This is a genomic window from Mycobacterium sp. URHB0044 (genome assembly GCF_000620625.1).
Lineage (GTDB): Bacteria > Actinomycetota > Actinomycetes > Mycobacteriales > Mycobacteriaceae > Mycobacterium.
The window spans coordinates 59,333-84,812 of the sequence record NZ_JIAW01000028.1 but is presented as its reverse complement, the minus strand read 5'-3'; the positions used below and the strand labels follow the sequence as shown (position 1 = coordinate 84,812).

The following is a 25,480-nucleotide window of genomic DNA, read 5'->3' as shown; positions in this document are numbered from 1 at the left end:
CCGGTGACGGTGCCCACCGATGTGGCGGCGGATCCGGGATACACACCGTCGGCGAAGACCAAGGAGTTTGTCCGGTGGCGGGATTTGACGTGCCGCTGGCCGGGCTGCGACAAACCCGTCGCCAATTGCGATCTGGACCATACGGTGCCGTATCCGGTGGGGCCGACGCATCCCTCGAATACGAAGGCGTACTGCCGTACCCATCATTTGATCAAGACGTTCGGGGGTGGTCCGGGCGGCTGGTCGGATCAGCAGTTACCGGATGGCACCATCGTGTTGACCGCCCCGACCGGGCACGTCTACCGCACCGAACCCCACGGTGCGGCGATGTTCCCGGCGCTGGGGCAGCCCACGGGCGAGTTGGACATCCCGCCGCAGCTGGTGCCGCCGCAGACGGATCGGTCGGTGATGATGCCGCGCCGCAAGCAAACCCGCGATCAGGACCGCCGCGACCGCATCACCGCCGAACGCCGCCAACGCCACGAACTCAACGCCGAACAAAGACGCCAACAACGAGCCTGGCGCGCCGCCACCTACGAACCACCACCCTTCTGAGAGCGGCTTCTTGGCGGCAGTCCACCGCGCCGCCTGGTCTGGAGCGCCGTCGCAAGCGAGCCAGTATTGCCTTTGCCGTTCGATTGGTTTCGCAGCGGTTTCGATGGGTACTTCACCAACGCCCGACGACGCATATTCCGGCAGCGGCGGATCGTGCCGACTCATCGACTGATCTGAACGCGCTAAGCGTCGACGATGCGAGCGACGAACCCTGCGCGAAGTTTGCGTAGGCCTTGGATAACACAACCCCAGAGGCTCTGTCATCGATGTCCCACAAACCGCCGACTACCGTTGATGCGCCGGCCAACAGACAGCTCAGAACGGCGACGACCGAGGTCGAGGATCGACTGGAACGTGCAGACCAGCAGCAGCCGAAGCTGATGGCTGGTGGCAGGGGTAGCTCCAGCAGTGACAAGAGCGGCACTATCTCGGCGCCCAGGTCCATGCTGAATTCAAATCCCTCGCCGCGAGTTCCGTGCGCCGTGACAACCAACAAATCGAACGAACGCGACCGCAGCGCGGTCGCGAGCTCCTCAGCTGTAGTCGCCCGATGAAAGTCGATGTGTCCCTCGCCATCCAAAGCACGCAGCGACGCCAGTTCCTTTTGAGCGCCCGCCAGATCCGTATTGAACAGACCAATCACCGACCTCGGTTTCCGAGCATGCGAAGTAGACAACAACCGCATTGCCGAGGCTGCGGAGGGCACTATCGCGTATGCGTCGACGTAGGACGGGATGAGGCGGGACCAGGGCAATTCCCACGCGGCCTGGTCGGGGATGACATATAGCCCGTTACCAGCTGCCGCCTCAGCGAGGTCACCGAAGATAGTGTCGGAAAGCCACCATAATTCGTTGTCAGTGAGCTCCTCGGAACCACGCCCGATAGCGGTGCGAACGATGGGATCTTGACGATCAGGTACTGGAACCGATCGCACGTACGATCTTCGTTCGTCAGCTGAAAGCGTGGTGACATTCACGTAGCTGTCGTCCGCCTCGACGTTGTCTGTGTCATGGGTAATGGACACCCATACGAATGACGCTCCAGGAAGCGATGCCTTGAGGTTTCGCACGTCGAGGACATCGGGGTCGCGCTGCAATGCATCTACCGCCGAAAGGTCGGCAATCGCAGCGGTTGCGTTCTTCAGACTCGAGTATCGGTGGTCAAGTGCAACCCCCGTGCGGACGTCACCGGCAAAGTCCGCCACTTGTAAGGCAATGTCGGATAAGGGATTTTGACGCTGCACCCGAATCGCTTGTTGACATAAGTCCGGCATCAAATGGTCGGGGTCGAAGAGCGGTTTGGCGCGTGTGATGTGGCCCGAGCGCAGACGGAGCAGGCACTCATACAGGCTGTCTGCGGTGGACAGTTGGTTCGACTTCAACCGACCGCCCTCGGAAAGCAGTCGGAATAGCGCTGCCTGGTCGGGCGATTCGGCTTGGTCGGCTGCTACCTCGTACAGCTTTGCGACTTTGACCATGTCGCCCGCCTCAGCCGCCTGTGCAGCCATGGCCAAGATCGAGCGCTGAGGTTGTTCACGGCTCTGGACCCAACGGCCCAAGTGCTCAACACGTTCAGCGGCCGGATCCGACCGTGACACACGGGCGAAGCTATCGAGGTATCTCACCCGAAGAGCATCATGGCCGTCCTTGTCGCCAACGCTCTTCTTAAATTGAGCTTCATAGAATGTCCGGATTGCGTCATAGCCGGGGGACACGTTGGTCAGCTCTTTGAATCGACCGACGACGTCATCGAGTGGAAGACCGTTGTCGTGCACCGCTTGAGCGCACACAGATAAGACTTCAGGAGTAGCGAGGCTGCCGTCGAATCGTTCGAGTTGAACGAACAGCGAGCGGACTACCGCGGTTACTGCGGCGGTGTTCGCGGTGTGTATTTGATACGTGTCGAGCGATCGATACAACGTGTCGATGTGCGTGGCGGTAAAAAATGGCGAAGAGTCCGCGAAATCGTGTATCGCGGACTCTGCCAGATCGTCTCTGCGCAAGCGCTTGTGGTAGACGTGGACGATCTGGCCCGCCAGAGTGTCCTGAACCGCTTCGGCGACCGTCGCGTCCGACCGTTTGATCATCAACTCACTCAACAGCTCTCGCGCGTATTGCATATGTGTCGCAAATAAGGGCCGCTGCTCGACAACGTCCCAAACGCGCGCCGCAAGGCGCAAGCGTTCGATTATGTGTTCGTCCGTTGTGTCAAGTGTCGGAACGCGGTGTCGTCCCCTCCGGAAACGCATGTGTTACTGGCCGCTGTCGAAGACCGTTGACCGAAGTAGCTCGGTGACATCGTCGAGATCGGTGTGTCCGTCAATGGTGAGCCGCATTTCGCCGCCCGGGCCGACGGCGTCGATGTGAATCGCGCGACCGTCTTTGACCCGACCCCGTAGCAACCCGTGTAAACGTTGTGCCACGTCGGTGAGAGTCTGCGGAGCTTGAAGCAGCGAGATCGTCACCGAGGTACCCGCCAAGATCTCGGCAACAATCTGCCACGTCCCGCTCCGCCGACTACTTGCAGATCGCTCAACGCCGGGAATACCGGCGAGCGCCGTGGCCAACTCTTCCGGCACAGTGAGCTCAATCGACGCCAACTCTGCTCCTTAAGGATCGCGCTGGCCGCGCGAAGCGAAGTGAATTTGCAGCGACCCTAATTGCCGTCGGTGTCCAAAGGTGCAAATTTCATGTACATCGGTGCCCCGCGGCAAGCCCTACTTCTTGGCCGCAGCTTTCTTCGCCGGCGCTTTCTTGGCGGCGGCCTTCTTCGCAGGCGCTTTCTTCGCGGCGGCCTTCTTGGCAGGTGCCTTCTTCGCGGGCTTGTCGTCGGAGTCCGAGGAGCCGCCCGACTTGCGCGCCTTGACGCTGGCCTCCAGCTTGGCCAGCAGGTCGGAGACGTCCTCGGTCTCGTCGAGTTCGGTGGGCTGCTCCTCGGTGGTGAACGCCTCGCCGCCTTCGAGTTTCGCTTGCACCAGCTCGTGCAGCTGCTCCTGGTAGTCGTCGCGGAACTGGTCGGGGTGGAAGTCGTCGGTCATTGATTCGACCACCTGGCCGGCCATCTTCAGCTCCGCGGGCTTGACGTCGACTTCCTTGTCGAGCACCGGGAAGTCGGGATCGCGGATCTCGTCGGGCCACAGCAGCGTGTGGATCACCATCACGTCGCGCTTGCTGAAGTCCTTCACCCGCAGCGCCGCCAGCCGCGTCTTGTTGCGCAAAGCGAAGTGCACGATGGCCACCCGGTCGGTCTCGGCCAGCGTCTTGGCCAGCAGCACGTAGGACTTCGACGACTTCGAGTCGGGCTCCAGGAAGTAGCTCTTGTCGTACATCAGCGGGTCGAGCTGATCGGCGGGCACGAATTCGACGACCTCGATCTCGCGGCTGCGTTCCTCGGGCAGCGTCGCGATGTCCTCGTCGGTGATGATCACTGTCTGACCGTCGTCGGAGTCGTACGCCCTGGCGATGTCGCGGTACTCGACGACCTCGCCACACACCTCGCAAACCCGCTTGTAGCGGATGCGGCCGTTGTCCTTCGCGTGCACCTGGTGGAACTTGATGTCGTGGTCCTCGGTCGCGCTGTAGACCTTGACCGGCACGTTCACCAGCCCGAAGGCGATGGATCCCTTCCAGATGGAACGCATGACTCAGTATTGCCCATTGCGCTACTCCCGAAGCAGAGCGGCGCGATCCGGCAAGTCGGCCCCCGCGCGGGCGACGGTCACCGCCGACGCCAGCGCCGCCGCGCGGACCACGCCCTCGAGGGTGCCGGTGTCGATGCGCGCCAGGTCGGACCGCCGCGACGCGCCCAGCAGGTCCAGCGCCCACAAGGCGTCGATGAGCCCGGTCATGAACGAGTCGCCAGCACCGACGGTGTCCACCACCTGGACCGGCCGCGCAGGCACCCGCACCAGTCCCGCCGCGCACACAGCGAATGCGCCGCGCTCACCGAGCGTCACGGCGACGATCGACGGTCCCGACGCCAGCCAGCTCTCGGCTACCTTCTCGGGCCCCAGGTCGGGGTCGATCCACCGCAGGTCCTCGTCGCTGGCCTTCACGACGTCGGCCTTCTCGACCAGCCGGTCGATCCGGCCGATCACCTCCTCGCGGTCGGTGATCAGGGCCGGCCGGACGTTCGGGTCGAACGTGACGGTTGCCGACGGCCGATAGGCGTCGAGCAGCGCCGCCGTCGCCAGGCAGCCCGGAGCCAGGTACGCCGCGATCGACCCGGTGTGCGCGACGATCGGCGGGGCGACCTCCGGCGTGCCCGCCAACTCCCAGGCGATGTCGAAGACGTAGTCGGCGGCGCCGATCTCGTCGAGCCGGGCCAGCGCTGTCGGGGTGCGATCGGCGGTGACGCTGCCGGGCACGAGTCGGACGCCGGAGGCTTCGACGTAGTCGACGATGCGGCGGCCGCGTTCGTCGTCACCGATGTGGGTGAGGAAGTCGACGTCGCGCCCGAGCCTGCCGAGTCCGATCGCCACGTTGAGCGGGCTGCCCCCGACGTGTTCGCCGAGCGGCCGCCCCTCGCGCTCGACGATGTCGATCAGCGCCTCACCGATGACGAGCGCGCGGCTCACGAGGCCGAATCTCCGTGCAGCAGCGCCTCCAGCGTCGCGCGGGCGCCGTCGCGGTGCAGCGAGTCCAGCGCCCAGAGGTACGCCTCGACGAATCGGGGCTGCTGCCCGAGGTCGCCGAAGAGCGCGGTGTTGTCGATGAACGCCGTCGGGTTCTCATGCTGCGAACGAGCCAGCGGCACAAGCGAATCCGCGAGCTGGTCCTGCACGTCGATGGGTTCTCCCTGCTCGTCGACGCCCTCGGCATACCGTGCCCAGCTGGCCACGGTCGCCGCGGCCAGCCGGATGGGGGCGCCGGTGCGCAGGTTCTCCCGGATCACGGCCAGCAGCCACTTCGGGATGCGGTCCGAGGAGCCGTAGCACAACCGGGCGATGGTGTCGCGCACGCCGGGGTTGGCGAACCGTTCGATCAGCGTGCGCTTGTAGTCGGGCAGATCGATGCCCGGCACCGGCTTCAGCGTCGGCGTTGCCTCCGAATCCATGTATTCGCGCAGGAATTCGGCGAACAACGGGTCGCCCGCCGCCTCGTGCACCAGCCGGTACCCGGCCAGGTAGGCGAAGTAGCACAGGCTCTGGTGGCTGGCGTTGAGCAGCCGCAACTTCATCAGCTCGTACGGCGTCACGTCGTCGACGATCAGGACGCCGACGTCCTCGAACGGCGGTCTGCCGTCGGAGAAGTCGTCCTCGAGCACCCACGACGTGAACGGCTCCGCCGCCACCGGCCACCGGTCCTCGACACCGAATTCCGTTGCGAGCGCCTCGATCACCTCGGGTGAGGTGACGGGGGTGATTCGGTCCACCATCGAGTTCGGGAAGCGGGTGTGCTCGGCCATCCACTCGGCCAGCCCCGGATGCGTCCGCTCCGCATGGGTGGTGAACGCGTGCCGCGCCACCTCGCCGTTGCCCTCGATGTTGTCGCAGGACACGATCGTCGGCGACGACAGTCCGCGCTCGCGGCGGCGGTCCAGCGCTGCGGTCACCAGAGCGAACACGCTCACCCCGTCGGCCGGTTGATGGTCGATGTCGTATCCACCCTCGGTGATGGTCAGCGAGACGATCCTGGTGCTCGGCGCGGCGATCAACTCGACCACGGCCTCGGGGTCGTCGGGCGCGTAGCGGTAGTCCACGATCGAACCGATGACGCGTGCCTCGCGGCTGCCGTCGGCATGCTCGGTCATCAGCGTGTACAGCCCGTTTTGGGCGGTCAGCACGTCGGCCATCTTCCGGTCGGCGGGCATCACCCCGACTCCGCAGATGCCCCAGTCCTTCGCGGCACCCGACTCCAGCAGCTGGTCGACGTACATCGCCTGGTGCGCGCGGTGGAACCCGCCCACACCGAAATGCACTATCCCGACGCTGATCTCGTCGCGGTCATAGGTCGGCTTGGCGATCGGGATCGCCGGCAACGTCACCTCGTTGAGCTTCATGACACGGTCACCACTGAGTTGACGGTACCCGCCACGCGGTCGTCGTTCAGGGGAGCGGGGGCCCGGCCGGCCCGCATCTTCTTCGACATCGAAGGTGTTGTGTACGTCACACTCACCATGTTAGCGTGATGAGCATCTACACGCACCCGTGAGCATTTGTTCACGATTCAACGGAGAAGGTGGGAGGTGGAAATCGTGCCGACACCGACGTCGAATGGCCAGGTCGGGGCCGGTTCCTTGAGTGCCGCCGGTTCCACCGCGGAAGATCTGCGGCTCGCGCTGCGTGCGGCCACGCTCTACTACCTCGACGGATTGACGCAGGCGGAGATCGCGACCCGCCTCGGCGTCTCCCGTCCGACGGCCGGTCGGTTGATCGGGCGGGCCAAGGCCAAGGGGCTGGTGCGCATCGAGGTGGTCGTGCCCGCGGCGCTGCAAGAAGATCTGCACGACGAAGAGGAGCGCGAGCTCGAACGGCGGTTCGGCCTGACCGAGGCCGTCGTCACCGGCCACGGCGTCGACGACGGTGCCCCGGGACGGCCCGCGATGTTCGCCGGCGTCGGCCGTGCCGCCGCGGCCCTGCTGATGCGTCGCCTCTCCGCCGACGACGTGCTCGGCTTCACCTGGGGTCCGGAGCAGGTGGCAGTCGCGATGGCCCTCAACCCCGGCGTCGCGAGTTGCCGGACGGTGGTCCAGCTCGACGGCGCCATGTCGACCGCGGCCTACCAGACGGGCATGGAGCTCATTCTGAGCCGCGGGGCAGAAGTGTTGCGCGCCGACGCGATTCGCCTTCCCGCACCGTTGTATGCCGACCCGTCCACCGTCGTGTCGATGCGCAGCGACTCGGTGATCTCCCGCACCCTGGAGGCCGGCCGGCGCGCCGACACCATGCTGTTCGGCGTCGGCGCCGTCTCCACCTCGACCACGCTCTTCGAGGGCAGCTTCCTGGACAACCGCATGCTCGACGAACTCATCGGGCTCGGCGCCGTAGGCGAGATCGGCGGCCGGTTCTTCGATGCAGCGGGCACGCCAATCGTCACCGAACTGGCGCAGCGCGCGGTGTCGGTTCCGCTCGAGGACGTCCGAGCGTGCAAGAAGAGCATCTTGGTCTCGAGTGGAGCGGCCAAGCACCAGGCCACCCTCGGTGCGTTGCGGGGCGAGTTGGCCAAGCTCCTGGTGTGCGACGTGGACTGTGCCCGTTGGCTTTTGGAATCCCGATAGTGGAGGTAAGAGTGAGAACCACACGAAGAGTGCTGCACAAGCTTTCGGCTTGCGTCGCCGCGGCCGGCCTGGTGCTGACCGCGGGATGCGCAGGCGCAGGGTCGCTGGGGGCGTCGGACAACGAGGTGACGATCGCTCTGGTGTCCAACTCACAGATGGCCGACGCGCAGAAGTTGTCGTCGGAGTTCGAGAAGGAGAACCCCGGCACCAAGCTGAAGTTCATCTCGCTCTCGGAGAACCAGGCGCGAGCGAAGATCACCATGTCGACCGCGATGGGCGGCAGTCAGTTCGACGTCGTGATGATCAGCAACTTCGAGACCCCGCAGTGGGCCAAGGACGGTTGGTTGCTGAACCTCTCGGACTACGCGAAGAACACTCCTGGCTACGACGAGCAGGACTTCATTCCGTCGCTGCGGGATTCGTTGTCCTACGAGGGCAACATGTACTCGGTGCCGTTCTACGGCGAGTCGTCGTTCCTGATGTACCGCAAGGACATGTTCGAGCAGGCCGGCATCAAGGTCAACCCGGACCCGAAGTATCAACCCACGTGGCAAGAGGTCGCGGGGTGGGCGGACCAGCTCAAGACCGGTGACCGAGCAGGCATCTGCCTGCGCGGCAAGCCGGGCTGGGGTGAGGTGCTCGCGCCGCTGGACACGGTGATCAACACCTTCGGCGGACGCTGGTTCGACGACCAGTGGAACGCGCAACTCAACAGCCCGGAGGTCAAGAAGGCGGTCAACTTCTACGTCGACACCATCAAGAAGTCCGGCGAATTGGGCGCGTCCTCAACGGGTTTCCAGGAGTGCGCGAACCTGTTCGGTCAGGGCCAGACGGCGATGTGGTACGACGCGACGTCGGCGGTCTCGGTGCTCGAGGATCCCCAGACCTACCCGGATCTGGTCGGCAAGATCGGCTACCTGCCGGCGCCCATCGTCGAGAAGCCCAACTCGGGTTGGCTCTACACCTGGTCGCTGGGCATTCCGAAGGCCGCCAAGAACCCCGACGGCGCTTGGAAGTTCATCTCGTGGATGACCAGCAAGGACTACATGAAGCTGGTCGGTGAGAAGCTCGGCTGGGCGCGCGTCCCACCCGGCAGCCGCACGTCGACCTACACCGAACTGCCTGAGTACGAAGCGATCTCGAAGTCGTACGGTCCGTTGACCCTGCAGTCGATCACGAACTCGACCCCGAACAAGCCGACGGTGCAACCGGTTCCGTACACCGGCGTGCAGTTCGTCGGGATCCCGGAGTTCCAGGATCTCGGCACCCGGGTCAGCCAGCAGATCAGCGCAGCGATCGCCGGACAGAAGTCGGTGGACGACGCGCTGGCCCAAGCACAGCAATACGCCGAGGTCGTCGGCAAGACATACCAGGAGAAGTGATGACTCTTACCGCTGATACCGAGTCAGACGCCAGTCAGGAGGCCGTGGCCGAACGGGTCCGCAAGATCCGGGAAGCCCAGGACGTCGGCGTGAGCCGCGCCGAGGGGTGGCGCCGCCGCGGGCCACTGCTACCCGCGTTGATCTTCATGATCGCGGTCACGCAGGTGCCGTTCTTGTTCACCCTGTACTACTCGACGTTGTCGTGGAACCTGGTTCGCCCCGGGTCGCGGCAATTCGTGGGGCTGAACAACTACGTCGCGGTGGTCAAGGACAGTCAGTTCTGGTCGGTGGCACTAAACACCGTCATCCTGATCGTCGGCGTGGTGTTGATCTCGGCGTTCCTCGGCCTGTTGATCGCGCTGCTGCTGGACCGCGCGTTCCTCGGACGAGGGGCAGTGCGGACGCTGCTGATCACGCCGTTCCTCATCACTCCCGTTGCGGGAGCCCTGATCTGGAAGACGACGATCCTCGACCCCAACAACGGCATCCTCAACTGGGTGCTGTCGCTGGTGGGGATCAGCCCGGTGGACTGGATCGGTCAGTTCCCGCTGATGATGGTCATGGTCGAATTGATCTGGCAGTGGACGCCGTTCATGATGCTGCTCATCCTGGCAGGCCTGACGTCGATGCCCCGCGACCAGCTCGAGGCGGGCCGGGTCGATGGTGCCACCGCGATCCAACTCTTCCGCGAGCTGACGCTGCCGCACCTTCGGCGCTTCATCGAGTTGGGCGTGGTGCTCGGCGCCGTCTACCTGGTCAACACGTTCGACGCCATCTTCATGATGACCCAGGGTGGACCGGGCGTCGCCAGCGCGAACCTGCCGTTCTACATCTATCAGCGGGCGTTCCTCGGCTTCGACATGGGCCAGGCCGCCGCCATGGGCGTGGTGGTCGTCATCTTCACGATGATCATCGCCAGCTTCGCGCTTCGCTTGATCTTCAAATCGTTCTCCGGCAAGGAAGAGGCGGCCTAGGCCATGAGTGCTCCGAAGGTAGTTGACAAGACAGCACGAACCACGGCGACAAGTGATGCCGCTCCGGCGCGGAAGAAGAAGTCCAAGAAGTTCAGCCCCTGGGGCGTGGTCGCGTGGCTCGTCGGGATCGGGTTCTTCTTCCCGGTGTTCTGGATGGTACTGACGTCGTTCAAGCAGGAGAGTGCCGCGGCGACCAATCCTCCGACGTTGTTCTTCACACCGACGCTGGATCAGTACGCCGCGGTCTTCAATCAGGGCATCGGCCCCGCGATGTTGAACTCCGTCTTCGCCACGGGCATGTCGACGATTCTGGTGCTGCTCCTGGGGGTGCCCGCAGCCTTCGCATTGTCGCTGCGGCCCGTCCGCAAGACGTCGGACGCGTTGTTCTTCTTCATGAGCACCAAGATGCTGCCCGTCGTCGCGGCAATCCTGCCGCTCTACGTGATCGTGTCCAACATCGGTCTACTGGACAACATCTGGGCCTTGGTCGTCCTCTACACGTCGATGAACCTGCCGATCGCCGTCTGGATGATGCGCTCGTTCTTCCTCGAAGTGCCAGGCGAACTGCTCGAGGCTGCCAGCCTGGACGGCGCCAGCCTGTGGCGGTCGGTGCGCGAGGTGATCCTTCCGTTGGTGTCACCCGGCATCGCGGCCACTGCGCTGATCTGCGTGATCTTCGCTTGGAACGAGTTCTTCCTCGCGGTGAACCTGACCGCGGTGAACGCGCAGACCATGCCGGTATACCTGGTCGGTTTCATTGCCGGCGAGGGTCAGTACTGGGCGGTGCTGTCGGCGGCCGCAACCATGGCGGCCCTTCCCGTGATCCTGTGCGGCTGGTTCGCGCAAAACAAGCTGGTGCGCGGACTGTCCTTCGGCGCAATCAAGTAGACCACCCCAACCACTCGATAGACACGGAGAATCCAAAATGGCTGCAATCACGTACAAGAACGCCTCTTGCATCTACGAGGGGTCGGACAAACTCGCGGTGGACAATCTCAACCTCGACATCCAGGACGGCGAGTTCATCGTCCTGGTCGGGCCCTCCGGTTCGGGCAAGAGCACCGCGCTGCGCATGCTCGCCGGCCTCGAGGACATCGACGAGGGGTCCATTGAGATCGGCGGCAAGGACATGACGGGTGTGCCGTCCAAGGATCGCGACATCGCGATGGTGTTCCAGAACTACGCGCTGTACCCGAACAAGACCGTCGCCGAGAACATGGGCTTCGCACTCAAGCTGCGCGGGGTGCCTGCCGCGGAACGGCGCAAGAAGGTCGAGGAGGCCGCCAAGGTCCTGGACCTGACGGAGCACCTGGATCGCAAGCCGGCCAAGCTTTCTGGCGGCCAGCGGCAACGCGTCGCGATGGGGCGTGCCATCGTGCGCGAGCCCCAGGTCTTCTGCATGGATGAGCCGCTGTCGAACCTCGACGCCAAGCTGCGCGTGCAGACTCGCACCCAGATCGCCGCGCTGCAACGCCGGCTCGGCACCACGACCGTCTACGTCACCCACGACCAGGTCGAGGCGATGACGATGGGCGACCGGGTGGCCGTGTTGCGCTTCGGGAAGTTGCAGCAGTTCGCCGCGCCCAACGAGCTCTACGATCGTCCGGCCAACGCGTTCGTTGCGGGCTTCATCGGTTCACCGGCAATGAACCTGGTGACCCTGCCGGTCGCCGCCGACGGCGTCAAGGTCGGTGACTCGACGCTGGAACTCGAACGCGACGATTTGAGCAAGATCAGCGCAGCGGGCCTGTCAGAGGTGACGTTCGGAATCCGGCCCGAGCAACTCGAGATCGTCGAGTCCGGTGGCGTCGAAGTCGTCGTCGACCTGGTCGAGGATCTCGGCAGCGAGGCCTACGTCTACACGCACGCCAGCTCCGGGGTTGAACTGGTGGCGCGGTGCAATCCGCGCAGGGCGCCGAGGTTGGCGGACACCGTGCGGTTGGGCAGGCATCCCGAGGGCGCGGTGCACCTGTTCCACCCCGAGACGGGCGAGCGGCTCAACTGACGATGCGGCAGCCATCCGGCGGGCAGGAGCGCTGGGCCCACGCGCGAAGCGCAGGGGACGACCGGGGGCAATGACCGAGTTTCGGCTCCGGACACCATCTCCTGGCCTCCTCGCGCTGCCGTGGGACCGGCCGTTGTCGGACTGGGTGGTGCCCGACGTTCCGTTGCGCGACATCGCCGTGGGGCCCAGCCGCCACCTGGTGAAGTTCGTCGACGCCGATGATCAGCTGTGGGCCGTCAAGGACATGCCGCCGCGGCTTGCCATGAAGGAGTACGACGTCCTGCGGCGGCTCGAAGACATGGAGCTGCCCGCCGTGCGTCCGGCCGGGCTGGTGCTGCAGCCGGAATTCGACACCGCGATCCTGGTCACCCGCTACCTCGAGGGGTCCTGGCAGTACCGCCGCCTGTTCATGCGGCTGCCGCCCGATCAGCCCAAACACCGTGCGCGGCTGCTGGATGCGATGGCCGGCTTGTTGGTGGAACTGCACCGCCACGGCGTGTTCTGGGGTGACTGCTCACTGGCGAACACGCTGTTCTCGCGGGACGGGCAATTGCTGCAGGCGTGGCTCGTCGACGCGGAGACCTCGGAGGTGCACCCGTCGCTGAGTCGAGGGCAGCGTCACTACGACCTCGACATCTTGGTCGAGAACGTCGCGATGGGAATGCTCGATCTCGCCGAGCGACTCGAGCGGCCCGAAGAGTTCAACAACACCCTCATCGCCGAGGCCGAGAACATTCGGGATCGGTACGAGTCGCTGTGGGACTTGCTGCACGCTGAACCGGTATTCGGTTTCACCGACCGCTACCGCGTCGAAGGAACCATCCGTCGACTCAACGACCTCGGCTTCGCGGTCGACGAGCTGTCGATGCAACCCGACAGCGCCAACCCGAGCCAGCTGCGGCTGCACGTCGCCGTCGGCGACCGTCGCTACCACGCGCAGCGGCTGCGGGAACTGACCGGACTGGACGTCGGTGAGGGGCAGGCCCGCATCCTGCTCGGTGATCTGCAGGCGTATCAGGCGCAGTTGTGCCGGGAGGTCGGCCACGACGTCGACGAGTCGGCCGCCGCCCGGCTGTGGGTGATCGAGTTGTTGACGCCCACGGAGCAACTGGCCCACGCCGCGCTGCACTACACCGGTACGCCGATCCAGGCGTATTGCGATCTGCTCGAGGTGCGCTGGTTGCTCAGCGAGCAGGCCGGTCACGACGTGGGCACCACCAAAGCCCTTGCGGCGCTGTCCCGTGACGTCATACCTCTCGACGCCGCCGCCAAGTTGGCCATCGCCGAGGTGCCGACCGCGCCGTTTGCCGTCCTCGAATTCGACGACGAGCCTTAGATGGTCGGGTCCTCGCCGGGGTTGACGCCGTACGGCAGTCCGGGAGAGACACCACCGTAGAGAAGTCCAGGAGAGACGCCGGAGCCCATGTGCGGGGCGGCTTGCGACGGATTTTCCCGGCAATTCGAGTCCATCGGCGTCTGATCGCCCGTGCAGTACGGCACCAGATCGGCGGGATCCGCAGCGGCTTGCGCAGCGCCGATGACCGCGCCGGCACACGCCAACACGGCCGCTGCGACGAATCTGCGCACGAAGCGAACCCTACTCCGCGGATAATGGCTGCGTGGAGCGCTTTGGGCGGGTGAAGCTGACGAACCCCGACAAGGTGCTCTATCCCGCCACCGGGACCACGAAGGCCGAGGTCTTCGACTACTACGTGACCATCGCCGACGTCATGGTGCCGCACATCGCCGGCCGGGCCGTCACGCGGAAGCGCTGGCCGAACGGGGTGGCCGAGGGATCGTTCTTCGAGAAGCAGCTCGCCTCGTCGGCGCCGGACTGGCTGGGCCGCGGATCGATCACCCACAAGTCCGGCACGACGACGTATCCGGTCATCGACAGCCGTGAGGGTCTCGCCTGGCTGGCGCAACAGGCCTCGCTCGAGGTGCACGTTCCGCAGTGGCGCTTCCTCGCCAGTGGGCAGGAACCCGGGCCCGCGACGCGCATCGTGTTCGACCTCGACCCTGGTGAGGGCGTCACGATGAAGCAGCTCTGCCAGGTCGCACACGAGGTGCGCGACCTCATCGCCGACATCGGGCTGACCACCTACCCGCTGACCAGTGGCAGCAAGGGTCTGCACCTGTATGTGCCTCTGGCGCAGCCGATCAGCTCGCACGGCGCCTCGGTGCTGGCGAAGCGGGTCGCGCAGCAGCTGGAGAAGACGATGCCCAAGCGCGTCACCGCGACGATGACCAAGAGCCTGCGCACCGGCAAGGTGTTCGTCGACTGGAGCCAGAACAGCGCCGCCAAGACCACGATTGCGCCGTACTCGATGCGGGGGCGTGACGAACCCACCGTCGCGGCGCCGCGGACGTGGGACGAGATCGACGACCCGAAGCTACGTCACCTGCGGTTCGACGAGGTGTTGGAGCGCGTCGAACGTGACGGTGACCTGATCGCCGAGCTCGATGACAATGTGCCGGTGGAAGATCGGCTCACCACCTACCGCGGCATGCGCGATCCCGGTAAGACGCCGGAACCGGTGCCCGCGGTCTCACCCGTGCTCGGCAACGACGACCGCTTCGTCATCCAGGAGCACCACGCCCGCCGGCTGCACTACGACTTCCGGCTCGAACGCGACGGGGTGCTGGTGTCGTGGGCCGTGCCGAAGAACCTGCCGGACACCACCTCGGTGAACCACCTGGCCGTGCACACCGAGGACCATCCGCTGGAGTACGCGACGTTCGAGGGCGACATTCCCAAGGGCGAGTACGGGGGTGGCAAGGTCATCATCTGGGATTCGGGGACGTACGAGGCCGAGAAGTTCCGCGACAATCCGCCGGACGGCCCGGCGAAGGGCGGCGAGGTGATCGTCACCCTGAACGGCAGCAGGATCTCCGGCCGCTACGCGTTGATTCAGACAGATGGCAAGAATTGGCTGGCGCACCGGATGAAGGAACAGCCGACGCTGACGGCAACGGACATGGCGCCGATGCTCGCCACGCACGGGTCGGTGGCCAAACTCAAGGCGACGCAATGGGCGTTCGAGGGCAAGTGGGACGGCTACCGGCTGCTCGTCGACGCCGACCACGGCACGCTGAACCTGCGGTCCCGGCGGGGACGTGACGTCACCCGCGAGTATCCCCAATTACAGGCGCTGGCAGCTGATCTCGCCGACCACCACGTCATCCTCGACGGCGAAGCGGTGGCGCTCGACGAGTCCGGGGTGCCCAGCTTCGGCGAGATGCAGAACCGGGCCCGCTCGACCCGTGTCGAGTTCTGGGCGTTCGACATCCTGTCGCTCGACGGCCGATCCCTGTTGCGCGCCAAGTACTCCGACCGCCGTCGGGTGCTCGAGGCGCTGGCAGAGGCGGGCGGGTTGACCGTGCCAGAGCAGCTCCCCGGCGACGGACCGGAGGCGCTGGAATACGCCCGCAAGCACCGGTGGGAAGGCGTGATCGCCAAGAAGCGGGACTCGACCTACCAGCCCGGCCGGCGGTCGGCGTCGTGGATCAAGGACAAGCTCTGGTTGACCCAGGAGGTCGTGATCGGCGGATGGCGTGCGGGGGAGGGCGGCCGGACCAGCGGCATCGGCGCTCTGCTGGTCGGGGTGCCAACCGATGGTGGACTGCAGTTCGCCGGCCGGGTCGGCACAGGGTTCACGGACAAGGCGCTGGCAAGTCTGAAGAAGACGCTGGCCCCGCTGCATACTGATGAATCCCCGTTCACCACAAGGCTTTCCGGCCCTGACGCCAAGGGCGTGACGTTCGTGCGCCCGGAACTGGTGGGGGAGGTGCGCTACAGCGAGCGCACGTCGGACGGCCGGCTGCGCCAGCCCAGTTGGCGCGGGCTACGGCCGGACAAGACTCCCGACGAGGTGGTGTGGGAGTAAGCGCTCGCTTGCCCCACCCACCACTACGCCGAGACTGCTAGGAGATCGCGTTTTCCGCGCGATTCGCGATCTCCCAGCAGTGTCGGCGCGGGATGGTTGCCGTTAGCGTGCGACGGCCGCGGAGATCGCCGCGGCCGAGCGGTCGATGTCCTCGTCCGTCGTCGCCCAATTCGAAATCGACACCCGCAGAACGTGTTCGCCCCGCCAGTTGGTGCCCCCGAGCCAGCACGTTCCGTCCCGCTGGATGGCGGCCACCGCGGCGCGGTTGGCGTCATCGCCGCCCGGCAGTCGGACGAGGATCTGGTTGAGCACGACGTCGTTGAGGATCTCGGCACCGGGAATGGCGACCAGCCGTTGCGCCATCCGCCGGGCCTGCGCACAGTTGCGCTCGATCAACTCCGCGACGCCATCGCGGCCGAGCGAGCGGATGGCGGCGTAGACCGGCACCGCGCGGGCGCGCCGGGAGCTCTCCGGCACGTAGTTCGTGCTGTCGCGCTGCCCGGGATCGGCCACCAGGTACGGACCGGCCAGGCTCATCGCGGCGACGTGATGCTCCGGCTCGGCGACGATGGCCATGGCGCCGTCGTAGGGCACGTTGAGCCACTTGTGCGCGTCGACGGCCCACGAGTCGGCCCGCTCGACACCGCGGGTCAGGTGCCTCGTTGCGGGTGCGGCGGCGGCCCACAGGCCGAAGGCGCCGTCGACGTGCAGCCACGCGCCGTGGGCGGCGCATGCGTCGGCGATCGGTTCGAAGGCGTCGAAGGCGCCCGTGGCGACGTTGCCTGCCTGCACGCAGACGATGGCGGGTCCGTCGCCGGCGGCCAGCGCCTTCCGAAGCTCCACCGGGTCCATCCGGCCCTGGTCGTCGGCCGGGATGCGAACGGCCGTCTCCGAGCCGAGGCCGAGCAATCGAAGCGCGGTGTGAATGGTGGCGTGCGCCTGCTCACCGCACAGCACGCGCAGCCGCGGCGCGCCGATGAGCCCGTCGCGCTCGACGTCCCAGCCGACGCGGGCCAGCGCGGCGTGCCGGGCGGCCGCAAGGCAGGTCGTGTTGGCGCCCTGACCGCCGGTCACGAATCCGACGCTCGCGCTCGCCGGAAGGCCCAGCAGCTCGAGCGTCCACGCGGACGCGACCTCCTCGATCGCGGCAGCTGCGGGGGAGAGCGAATGGAACGCCGCGCACTGGTCCCATGCGGCCACCAGCCAGTCCGCGGCCAGCGCGGCGGGCAGCGCCCCGCCGATGACGAAGCCGAAATGGCGTGGCCCCGCGGTAGCAACGAGACCAGGCTCGGCGCCGGCGACGAGGGCGTCGATGACGGCACCGGGATCCTGACCACGAATCGGCAGTGGACCGCCGAGGGCTTCGCGCACACCGGCGGCGTCGACACGGGCGGCCACGGGGCGCTCGTCGAGAGTGGCAAGGAATGCCTCGGCGTGCGTGGCGGCGAGGCGCAGGCCGGCGGTGCGATCAGGCATGTGCCGACCCTACCGTTCCAGGTGGGCGCAGGGATTGGGGGACAAGGCATTTCGATCGTGGGCACCTGCGTCTCGACGTTCTCAGGTCAGCACCGGCCCCCGCTGAGTGCGCTAAACATCCCTATAATCCCTCTATAAAGGAGTGATAGGTAATGATGCGGTAGTCTGCAGTCGTGACATCAACGTTGTACTCGGCCGAGGAAGTGGCCGAAGTCCTCGGGCTGCACGTGCGAACCGTCCGCGGTTACGTGCGGGACGGCCGCTTGCCCGCCGTGCGGATCGGCAAGCAATACCGCATCGCCGAGCAGGACCTGCGGGAGTTCACCGGTGGCGGGCAAACGATTCCGGCAACGGAGCCACGCGTGGAGGTGTCGGCGATCGTGCAGATCGAGGCCGTCGGTCGCGGCGTCATGGACCGAATCACCACACACGTGCTGGGCGCGGCCAACGGCGGCTCGGGTGGCCGGCGACCGCTACACGTCCAGACTGTGTACGACGAGACGCGCAACAGCCTCAAGGTCATCGTCGTCGGCGGCGCCGATGACACGGCGAAGATGATCACGCTGATCAGTGCCCTTGCGGAGCAGGCCGACACATGACGCAGAACCAGGTGGATCGACCCGCAGACGCCCATGCGCTTCGCGCCCTGTTGCGCCGCGACCTCGGCGTCGCATTGAAGACCCGTCACGCGGAAGCCGTCGCCGCCCTGCGCACCACCATCGCGGCGATCGACAACGCCGAAGCCGTCGACCCCGCCACGGTGGACGCCGACTCGACGGAGGTGGCCCGTCGTGAGCTGTCGATCGCCGATGTCCGCGCCGTCCTGCACGACCACGTCGACGATTACGTCGCGGAAGCGGACCGCTATGAGTTGCTGGGACGGCACGACGCGGCACAACGGCTCCGCAGGCAAGCCGAGACGCTACGCAAGTATCTCTGAGGAAACGAGAATGATTGCGAATCAAGGTATCTGAGACGCGAGTCGGTGACGTCCGGTGAGGCGCCAAAGACGCGGGTTTAACGGGACGTTTGCGGGGTAGCCGCTAGCGTCGGCGAGACAAAGGTGCCGCCGCGACTCAAGGGGCGAGAAGTGCAAACATCGAGCATCACCATGCGAGCTTTCCGTGTACTTGCAGCCGGCGCACTAGGCGGGTTGGCTGCCGCGACGATCGCGATTCCGACCGCGTCCGCTCAGCCCGGATGTACTGCGGCTGGGCTGAGCACCACGCTCGGCGGGGTCTCGACGGCGACCGGCGCCTATCTCGCGACACATCCCGGCGCGGACGACGCGATCACCAACTCCGGCGCGCTGGCACCCGGCGACGCCGAGAACGCCATTCGGAACTACTTCATCGCCCACCCGAACGAATGGGCCGACCTGCAGGGCATTGCGCGGCCGCTGGCCAACTTGCGCGCACAGTGCGGTGTGGACGTGGCACCTGCACAGATCGCCCGGCTGTTCGACGCGATGGCGTCATAGCTGGCATCTCCAATCCCCAGGAGTCTCCGCGAGATTGAACTGGCGCAACTGCCTTCTCGAACTTTTGTTGCGTGGCGTCAACCTCGCGCGCCTCGATCGAAAGGCGCTGAACGACAACACCTCATCGCCGTCCCCGCGGTTCCAGCACCGGTTTGACGTCGACGATCGGGGTGCGGTCGACCGCCTCCAGGTCACGCACGCGGATGCGAAGGCCGTCGACATCGAGGACGGTCACCACGTGCAGGCCGAGTGGGTTCGGCCGATCGGGCGAGCGCGTCGCGAAGACGCCCCGCAAGGGTCTGTCGGTCTCGCCTCGGGGATGCACCTGGCGTACGTTGCGGTCGGCGAGATGCAGCCAGGTGATGACGACGATCTCGCTGCCGGGTCCTATCCCCTCGAGTGCGGCCCGGACGTCAGCATCGAACACCAGCCAGCAATCCGGTGAACCCTCGTCGCCCTGGCGGGGCGCGGCGCTGGCGTCGGTCAGCGTCGACTCAACCCGTCCGATCGGTTGCAGCACGAAGTTGGGCACATGTGAATTGTCTATGAGAACGTCACCGCTTCACTTGGACATCGCGACAATGGACGGATGACCTCGCCACCGGTCAGTGACCCTGACGTGGGTCCCCGTCGCGCCATCCTCGGCAAGTTGCCCCGGATGTATCGCGCCGACGGCTCACCCATCCGGGTGCTGCTCGTCGACGACGAGCGTGCGCTCACCAATCTGGTGCGTATGGCGTTGCAGTACGAGGGCTGGGACATCGACGTCGCACACGACGCCCGTGAGGCCGTCGACAAATACCGCGCCAACACCCCGGACATCCTGGTCCTTGACATCATGCTGCCCGACATGGACGGACTCGGTGTGCTGCAACAGATCCGGGATTCGGACACCTACACGCCCACGCTCTTCCTGACGGCCCGCGACTCCGTGATGGACAGGGTTACCGGTCTGACCGCCGGCGGCGACGACTACATGACCAAGCCCTTTTCGCTCGAGGAGCTGGTGGCCAGGCTGCGCGGTCTGCTGCGGCGCTCGGCGTATCTGACACCTGCCGACGACGAGACGTTGACCGTCGGCGATCTCGAACTCGACGGCGTCAGCCGCGAGGTCACGCGCAGCGGTGAACCCATCGCGCTGACGTCGACCGAATTCGAGCTGCTGCGATTCCTGATGCGCCATCCCCGACGGGCGCTGAGCCGCCAGGAAGTTCTGCGCAAGGTGTGGAACTACGACTTCGGAGGACGGTCGAGCATCGTCGACCTGTACGTGTCGTACCTGCGGAAGAAGGTCGACGCCGGCCGTGAGCCGATGATTCACACGGTGCGGGGCGTCGGCTACATGTTGCGGCCTGCGGAATGAGCCGCTGGCGGACGTGGACGCTGCGGCGACAGCTCGTGCTCGGGGTCTCGGCGATCGTCATGGTCGTGCTGCTCACTGTCGGCGTGCTGTCGGTCCTGACCCTGCGCAGCTCGCTTTCCGGGGTCATCGACACCCAGCTGACGGCATCGGCGGACGGGTTCAGCTACAGCGTGACGAAGTACCGCATTTCGCCAACGGCCGATGGCCGCAAACCGCCGCCTGGCGCAATGAAGCCCCTCACCCAAGTCGTCGGTCAGGCACCGGGCAACGTCATCGCGCTGGTCCAGAACGGCAAGGTCGTGGATTCGGCGCGCTTCGAAGACGGTGAGGCCGGCCCCGCGCCTCGCGAGGTGGTCGACAAGATCCCGAAACTGGCGGCCTGGATCGGAATCGGCAAGCACGACGTCGACCTGCCCGGTCACGGCGAGTACTTGATGGAGGTCCGGCCGGGTGACGGCGACGAACGCCTGGTCACCGCGGTGTCGCTGGAGCCGGCGCAGAAGGCAGTGGCGCGGGAGACGGCGATCGTCGCGGCGTTGACTGCACTAGCGCTGCTGGTGACGGCTCTCGGCACCATCGCGATCGTCCGGTTCGCGCTGCGCCCGCTCGGCCGGGTTGCTGCGACGGCGGCGGAGGTGGCGACGTTGAAGCTGGACCGCGACCACCACTCGATCACGCCGCGCGTCCCCCGCAGGGACACGGACCGGCGCACCGAGGTCGGCCTCGTCGGCGACACGCTGAACAGCCTGCTCGAACACGTAGAACGCGCGCTGGCCGAGGTGGCGGCCTCCGACCGGCGGATGCGCCGGTTCATCACCGACGCCAGCCACGAACTGCGCACCCCGCTCGCCGCGATTCACGGTTACGCGGAGCTGACCCGCCAGGACAGTTCGGTGTTGCCGGATACCACCGAATACTCGCTGGCCCGCATCGAAGCCGAAGCGCGCCGGATGAGTTCGTTGGTCTCCGACCTTCTCCTGCTGGCGCGACTGGACGAAGGTGAGGACTTGGACACCACCGAGGTGGACCTCACCGACGTCGTGATCGACGCCGTCAACGATGCCGCGGTGTCGGCACCGAATCATCACTGGCTGACCAACGTGCCCGACGGCGCCGTGTGGGTCGTCGGTGATCGGGCCCGGCTTCATCAATTGCTCGTCAGTCTGTTGTCCAACGCTTGGAAGCACACACCGGCCGAAACGACCGTGACGACCGCCGTTGCCACGGGCAGGGCCGACGACGGCGCACCGTACGCCGAGTTGACCGTCGTCGACGATGGGCCGGGAATCGATCGGGATCTGTTGCCGCACTTGTTCGAACGGTTCGTCAGAGCGGACGAATCGCGGTCTCACGCGTCCGGGAGCTTCGGGCTGGGGTTGTCGATCGCCGCGTCGATCGTCGAGGCGCACCGCGGCACCATCGACGCCGAATCCGCACCCGGAAGGACGACCTTCCGGGTGCGGTTGGTGACGATTCACGTACGGGCTCAGCAGGTTACGTCCACGTAGACCGTCTTCGACGTCACCGTGGTGTTGATGGAGCCGCCGCCGCGGGAGTCCTGCGTGGAGTGCGTCTGTCCGGGGCGGATGCCGCTGACCGTGCACGCCGACAACGGTGCGTCGCCGGTCCGGTTGATGGTGACGTTGTACCCGCTGGCTTCGAGCGTTCGGACCGTTTGATCCACCTGCGACGGCCCCGACGGCGCCGCCGTGGCGACGGCGGTGAGTGCGATGGCTGACGATGACAGCATGGCCGCGGTAATCCCAGCAGCGACAAAGTATTTCATGGCCCGACCCTTCAATTGGTTGATGTGCGTACACATTCCAATGTAGGATCGGATTCCGCTAAAGCGGCCCGCTCATGCCGGATGCAAATATTTGTAAATGGTATGAGCGCCTAGGGGTCACGCCAGCGCGACGGCGTCGATCGCTTCCTGCATGCCCCGGGTCGCCAGCACGTCGGCCAACTCGTTGTCGGCGACACCCGAGTGGCCCTTCACCCAAAACCACTCGACCTGGTGGCGGGCGCAGGCCGCCTGCAGGCGCTTCCAGAGGTCGACGTTCTTCACCGGCTGCTTGGCCGCGGTCAGCCAACCGTTGCGCTCCCAGCCGAGCACCCACTTGGTGATGCCGCTGCGGACGTAGGTGCTGTCGGTGTACAGGTGCACCACCACCGGCCTGGTGAGCGCCTCCAGCGCCATGATCGGCGCGGTCAACTCCATCCGGTTGTTGCTGGTCTCACTGGGCTCGCCGCCGCACATCTCGCGGACGTGCTCGCGTTGGCGCAGCACCGCACCCCAGCCACCAGGACCGGGGTTGGGCCTGCACCCGCCGTCGGTGTGGATGACCACTACATCGTCGGCGTCGGGCATGCGCCGAGAATAGGCACTCCGTCGGGCAATGGCCTCAGCGACGCGCGGGAGCCGAGATCATCGCCGACCGGACCGACATCCCGAGCTCCTGATGATGCAGCGTGGTGATCCGACGTCCCGGTTGCACCGCGTCCTTGACCGGTGTCGTGCGGTCCCCGAAGAACGACGCGGTGGCATCGATGTCGTCGACGACGTACGTGATGCCCCAGAGAGTGGAGGGGCCGTCGCTTGCCGTCACTGGCGAGCCGACGACCTCGACGATCACGTCACCGAACCGGAAGAAGACCTGGCGAATCGGTTGACCGCCGAGTTCGGCCTCGCGTTCCCGGCGCGGGTGCACGCCAATCGCGGCCATCGCTTCGACCGTTCGGCCCAGGTCGGGGGACAGCAGCACCACGTGGTCGATCGCGGTGACGCCGTTCGCGTGCGTGGCCGGGATGGCATTGTTGCCGTCCGACGTCCGCGTTGGGATGCCGTCGAGATCGTCCAGCGCGCGCCCCGACGGCAGGCCACGCAACGACCACCCGACGATGCCGGCACGGCCATCTCCGAGCAGCCGGATTCCAACGCCGCCGACCCTGCACACGGCGTCGGAGCCCACGCTGAACCCAGCACGAGTCCAGGCGTCCACGGGATCAGCGACGTCGAGGCCAGCGACGGTGAGGCCTTCGTCCAAGATGCTCGTCTCCGGTTCGTCGGTACCCGCTGACCCCCGTCTAGGGCAAACCAACGACGGGGTGCCACGACCATGGTGTCAACATCCTCATCGCGCCGCGATAGGCGGCGTGAATCACGCATCCGAAGGGGTTGGCAACCGTCGACCATTGATTCGCCGACATCCGTTGTGCCACACGATAAATACCGTGAATCACGTCATTGACGGCTTGGCCTTCCTCGACGGGGGGCGTGCCGTATAGCTTCTGTCGGGTGGGTGCATCGGTCGGGAGCGCTTCGTGACGGAGCCGATTGCGACCGCTGTGGAACCACGCTCGGCGGCGGAGCCGGCGCCGAGGCGGTCGCGGTGGTATTCGAGTTCTGCGCCACCGCGCCAGCGGCTGACGGTGATCGTCGTTGAAATGCTGGCGAGCTTGGTGGCACTCGCGATCGTGGCGGCGCTGACGGCCGTCACTCATGATCCGTGGTTGATCCCGCCGCTGGCGGCGAGTATGGCGTTGGTCGTTGGTGGCGCGCACTTTCCACTGTCACAGCCGCGCAACGTGATTGGTGGGCATGTGATGTCGGCGGTCGTCGGTGTGCTCGTCGGCATGATCGGCATCGATTCGCTATGGGCCAGCGCAGTTGCCGGAGCGTTGGCGCTCGGCGCGATGAAGCTGCTACGGATGTCGCACTCGCCGGCCGCCGCGACGGCGATGATCGCCGTCGTACCCGCCATCCCGCGATGGGAGTTCGTCGTTCTGATCGGTGCGGCTGCGGTGATTCTCGTCGTCGTCGGCCTAGCCGGAAACAAGATCAACGGTGCCAAATACCCGCACTACTGGTGGTGACGCCTAAGTCCGACTGCGGCGCTGCAGCAGCACCGAGAGGGTCAGCACCACGAGGCCTGCGACGGCCAGCAGCGCACCGGCTGCGGCGGGGGCCGTGTAGCCGTGGCCCGCAGCGATCACCACGCCGCCGATCCACGCGCCGGTAGCGTTGGCGATGTTGAGCGCCGAATGGTTCAGTGCGGCGGCGAGTGTCTGCGCGTCGTGTGCGACGTCCATCAGCCGCGTCTGTAGCGCGGGGCCGATCGCCGACCCCGCCGCGCCGATCAGGAACAGCCCCGCCATGGCAGTCCACGGATTGTGTGCCGCCAACACGAACACCGCGAGCACGACGCCCAGCGCGGTAATCGCGACGTACAGGGCACGGACCACCGAGGAGTCGGCCATCCGCCCACCCACCAGGTTGCCGACCACCATGCCGACACCGAAGACCATGAGCGCCAACGGGATGAACGCCCGCGGCAGGCCGGCGACATCGGTCAGCGTCGTGCTGACGTAGGTGTACACGGCGAACATGCCGCCGAAGCCGACCATGCCGACCAGCAGGGCCAGCCATACCTGCACGCGCTTGAGGGCGCCGAGTTCGGTGAGCGGGCTGGTCGCGTGCATCGAGCGCATGCTCGGCAACCAGAACCACAGGGCCGTCAACGTGATGAGGCCGATCAGGACGACGAGGCCGAACGCGCTGCGCCAGCCGAAGTGCTGCCCGAGCCACGATGCCACCGGCACGCCGAGCACCGTCGCGACGGTCAGGCCGGTCAACACGTGCGCCACTGCCTTGGCCCGGTTCTGCGGGCCCATCAGGTGGGCGGCGACCAGGGCGGCGACGCCGAAGAACGCGCCGTGCGGTACGCCTGCGACGAAGCGGGCGGCCATCAGCGTGCCGTAGGACGGCGCGACCATGCTGGCGAGGTTGCCCACCGTGAACAGGATCATCAGGGCCAGCAGCAGCGTCTTGCGTGGGACGCGAGCGGTCAAGGATGCGATGAGCGGCGCACCGATCACGACGCCGAGCGCGTAGGCGGAGATGACGTGTCCGGCAGTCGGTTCGGTGATGTGCAGGCTGGCCGCGATGTCGGGCAGCAGGCCCATGGCGACGAACTCGGTGGTGCCGATGCCGAATCCGCCGATGGCGAGTGCGAGCACTGCCAGCCATCGGACGGTCGGGTCCGGGGACACGACGGATTGCGGGCGGAAGGGCCTCTCCAGGGTGCTGGTCACGGGTCCCAAGGGTAGCCTACTTATGCCTGTCTTCAAATTGACTTTT

Annotated in this window: 25 protein-coding genes and 1 pseudogene; 14 read left to right on the top strand and 12 right to left on the bottom strand. The window is 66.1% G+C overall.

Features of this window, described 5'->3' with window-relative positions; translation table 11 throughout:
- Positions 1-555 (top strand): annotated as a pseudogene (locus tag N536_RS0133805) (HNH endonuclease); the annotation flags it as partial.
- A gap of 112 nt (positions 556-667) precedes the next feature.
- On the opposite strand, the gene N536_RS0133800 reads toward N536_RS0133805, so the two are convergent.
- From N536_RS0133800 to N536_RS0133780, 5 genes are all read right to left on the bottom strand, one after another.
- Positions 668-2,734 carry a CHAT domain-containing protein gene (locus N536_RS0133800; RefSeq protein WP_197040297.1) on the bottom strand — a complete coding sequence of 689 codons (2,067 nt, stop codon included), beginning with the start codon at positions 2,732-2,734 and terminating at the stop codon, positions 668-670.
- Positions 2,735-2,806: 72 nt separating this feature from the next.
- On the bottom strand, positions 2,807-3,121 hold the full coding sequence (locus N536_RS42455; RefSeq protein WP_197040296.1) for a hypothetical protein: 315 nt from the start codon (positions 3,119-3,121) through the stop codon (positions 2,807-2,809).
- Between the two features lie 150 nt (positions 3,122-3,271).
- On the bottom strand, positions 3,272-4,195 hold the full coding sequence (locus N536_RS0133790) for a Ku protein (RefSeq protein WP_029117660.1): 924 nt from the start codon (positions 4,193-4,195) through the stop codon (positions 3,272-3,274).
- Between the two features lie 21 nt (positions 4,196-4,216).
- Positions 4,217-5,131, bottom strand: coding sequence for a carbohydrate kinase (locus N536_RS0133785; protein ID WP_029117659.1), 915 nt, complete (start codon positions 5,129-5,131; stop codon positions 4,217-4,219).
- A complete protein-coding gene (locus tag N536_RS0133780; protein WP_029117658.1) occupies positions 5,128-6,555 on the bottom strand; it encodes a mannitol dehydrogenase family protein in 1,428 nt (475 codons plus the stop codon). The genes N536_RS0133785 and N536_RS0133780 overlap by 4 nt, the downstream gene beginning before the upstream one ends.
- A gap of 195 nt (positions 6,556-6,750) precedes the next feature.
- Between N536_RS0133780 and N536_RS0133775 the strand changes: the two genes are divergently transcribed.
- The 6 genes from N536_RS0133775 (at position 6,751) to N536_RS0133750 (ending at position 13,470) form a co-directional block, all read left to right on the top strand.
- The gene (locus tag N536_RS0133775; RefSeq protein WP_197040295.1) at positions 6,751-7,773 is read left to right on the top strand and encodes a sugar-binding domain-containing protein; all 1,023 of its coding nucleotides are present in this window, start codon (positions 6,751-6,753) and stop codon (positions 7,771-7,773) included.
- 11 nt (positions 7,774-7,784) lie between these two features.
- On the top strand, positions 7,785-9,155 hold the full coding sequence (locus N536_RS0133770; RefSeq protein ID WP_197040294.1) for an ABC transporter substrate-binding protein: 1,371 nt from the start codon (positions 7,785-7,787) through the stop codon (positions 9,153-9,155).
- On the top strand, positions 9,155-10,129 hold the full coding sequence (locus N536_RS0133765; RefSeq protein WP_029117655.1) for a carbohydrate ABC transporter permease: 975 nt from the start codon (positions 9,155-9,157) through the stop codon (positions 10,127-10,129). Before N536_RS0133770 ends, N536_RS0133765 begins: the two co-directional genes overlap by 1 nt.
- Before the next feature lie 3 nt (positions 10,130-10,132).
- The gene (locus N536_RS0133760; RefSeq protein ID WP_029117654.1) at positions 10,133-11,017 is read left to right on the top strand and encodes a carbohydrate ABC transporter permease; all 885 of its coding nucleotides are present in this window, start codon (positions 10,133-10,135) and stop codon (positions 11,015-11,017) included.
- A 37-nt stretch (positions 11,018-11,054) separates the two neighbouring features.
- A complete protein-coding gene (locus N536_RS0133755) occupies positions 11,055-12,134 on the top strand; it encodes an ABC transporter ATP-binding protein (protein ID WP_029117653.1) in 1,080 nt (359 codons plus the stop codon).
- Between the two features lie 70 nt (positions 12,135-12,204).
- Entirely contained in the window at positions 12,205-13,470 is a 1,266-nt protein-coding gene (locus N536_RS0133750; protein WP_029117652.1) for a DUF4032 domain-containing protein, read from the top strand.
- On the opposite strand, the gene N536_RS0133745 is transcribed toward N536_RS0133750, so the two are convergent.
- Positions 13,467-13,721 carry a hypothetical protein gene (locus tag N536_RS0133745; protein WP_029117651.1) on the bottom strand — a complete coding sequence of 85 codons (255 nt, stop codon included), beginning with the start codon at positions 13,719-13,721 and terminating at the stop codon, positions 13,467-13,469. The genes N536_RS0133750 and N536_RS0133745 overlap by 4 nt on opposite strands.
- A gap of 32 nt (positions 13,722-13,753) precedes the next feature.
- On the opposite strand from N536_RS0133745, the gene N536_RS0133740 reads away from it, so the two are divergent.
- A complete protein-coding gene (locus tag N536_RS0133740) occupies positions 13,754-16,021 on the top strand; it encodes an ATP-dependent DNA ligase (RefSeq protein WP_036438557.1) in 2,268 nt (755 codons plus the stop codon).
- Positions 16,022-16,123: 102 nt separating this feature from the next.
- Here N536_RS0133740 and N536_RS0133735 read toward each other — a convergent pair whose 3' ends face one another.
- Positions 16,124-17,497, bottom strand: coding sequence for an aminotransferase class V-fold PLP-dependent enzyme (locus N536_RS0133735; protein ID WP_029117649.1), 1,374 nt, complete (start codon positions 17,495-17,497; stop codon positions 16,124-16,126).
- A gap of 173 nt (positions 17,498-17,670) precedes the next feature.
- Between N536_RS0133735 and N536_RS40265 the strand changes: the two genes are divergently transcribed.
- The 3 genes from N536_RS40265 to N536_RS0133720 all read left to right on the top strand — a co-directional run bounded on the left by N536_RS40265 (position 17,671) and on the right by N536_RS0133720 (position 18,977).
- Positions 17,671-18,096: a helix-turn-helix domain-containing protein gene (locus N536_RS40265; protein WP_036438551.1), complete on the top strand. Its 426-nt coding sequence runs from the start codon at positions 17,671-17,673 to the stop codon at positions 18,094-18,096.
- Positions 18,093-18,437 (top strand): hypothetical protein, encoded by a 345-nt coding sequence (locus N536_RS0133725; RefSeq protein ID WP_036438547.1) that lies wholly within the window; start codon positions 18,093-18,095, stop codon positions 18,435-18,437. Before N536_RS40265 ends, N536_RS0133725 begins: the two co-directional genes overlap by 4 nt.
- Before the next feature lie 171 nt (positions 18,438-18,608).
- Positions 18,609-18,977: a heme-binding protein gene (locus N536_RS0133720; RefSeq protein WP_231514712.1), complete on the top strand. Its 369-nt coding sequence runs from the start codon at positions 18,609-18,611 to the stop codon at positions 18,975-18,977.
- Positions 18,978-19,098: 121 nt separating this feature from the next.
- Here the strand turns inward: N536_RS0133720 and tsaA are convergent, their stop codons facing one another.
- Entirely contained in the window at positions 19,099-19,509 is a 411-nt protein-coding gene (gene tsaA / locus N536_RS0133715) for a tRNA (N6-threonylcarbamoyladenosine(37)-N6)-methyltransferase TrmO (protein WP_036438544.1), read from the bottom strand.
- A gap of 57 nt (positions 19,510-19,566) precedes the next feature.
- Between tsaA and N536_RS0133710 the strand changes: the two genes are divergently transcribed.
- Both N536_RS0133710 and N536_RS0133705 read left to right on the top strand, forming a co-directional pair.
- Positions 19,567-20,340 (top strand): response regulator transcription factor, encoded by a 774-nt coding sequence (locus tag N536_RS0133710; RefSeq protein WP_051574961.1) that lies wholly within the window; start codon positions 19,567-19,569, stop codon positions 20,338-20,340.
- The gene (locus N536_RS0133705) at positions 20,337-21,848 is read left to right on the top strand and encodes a cell wall metabolism sensor histidine kinase WalK (protein ID WP_029117644.1); all 1,512 of its coding nucleotides are present in this window, start codon (positions 20,337-20,339) and stop codon (positions 21,846-21,848) included. The genes N536_RS0133710 and N536_RS0133705 overlap by 4 nt, the downstream gene beginning before the upstream one ends.
- Here N536_RS0133705 and N536_RS0133700 read toward each other — a convergent pair.
- From N536_RS0133700 to N536_RS0133690, 3 genes are all read right to left on the bottom strand, one after another.
- A complete protein-coding gene (locus tag N536_RS0133700) occupies positions 21,827-22,126 on the bottom strand; it encodes a hypothetical protein (RefSeq protein WP_029117643.1) in 300 nt (99 codons plus the stop codon). The two genes, N536_RS0133705 and N536_RS0133700, sit on opposite strands and share 22 nt — an antisense overlap.
- A 117-nt stretch (positions 22,127-22,243) precedes the next feature.
- Positions 22,244-22,711: a ribonuclease HI gene (gene rnhA / locus N536_RS0133695; RefSeq protein ID WP_029117642.1), complete on the bottom strand. Its 468-nt coding sequence runs from the start codon at positions 22,709-22,711 to the stop codon at positions 22,244-22,246.
- A gap of 34 nt (positions 22,712-22,745) precedes the next feature.
- Positions 22,746-23,387, bottom strand: a complete 642-nt coding sequence (locus N536_RS0133690) for a glyoxalase (RefSeq protein ID WP_029117641.1) — start codon at positions 23,385-23,387, stop codon at positions 22,746-22,748.
- A 277-nt stretch (positions 23,388-23,664) separates the two neighbouring features.
- Here N536_RS0133690 and N536_RS0133685 point away from each other — a divergent pair, with 277 nt between their 5' ends.
- A complete protein-coding gene (locus N536_RS0133685; RefSeq protein ID WP_231514711.1) occupies positions 23,665-24,216 on the top strand; it encodes an HPP family protein in 552 nt (183 codons plus the stop codon).
- Between the two features lie 3 nt (positions 24,217-24,219).
- Here N536_RS0133685 and N536_RS0133680 read toward each other — a convergent pair whose 3' ends face one another.
- A complete protein-coding gene (locus N536_RS0133680) occupies positions 24,220-25,434 on the bottom strand; it encodes an MFS transporter (protein WP_029117639.1) in 1,215 nt (404 codons plus the stop codon).
- Between the last annotated feature and the right edge of the window lie 46 nt (positions 25,435-25,480).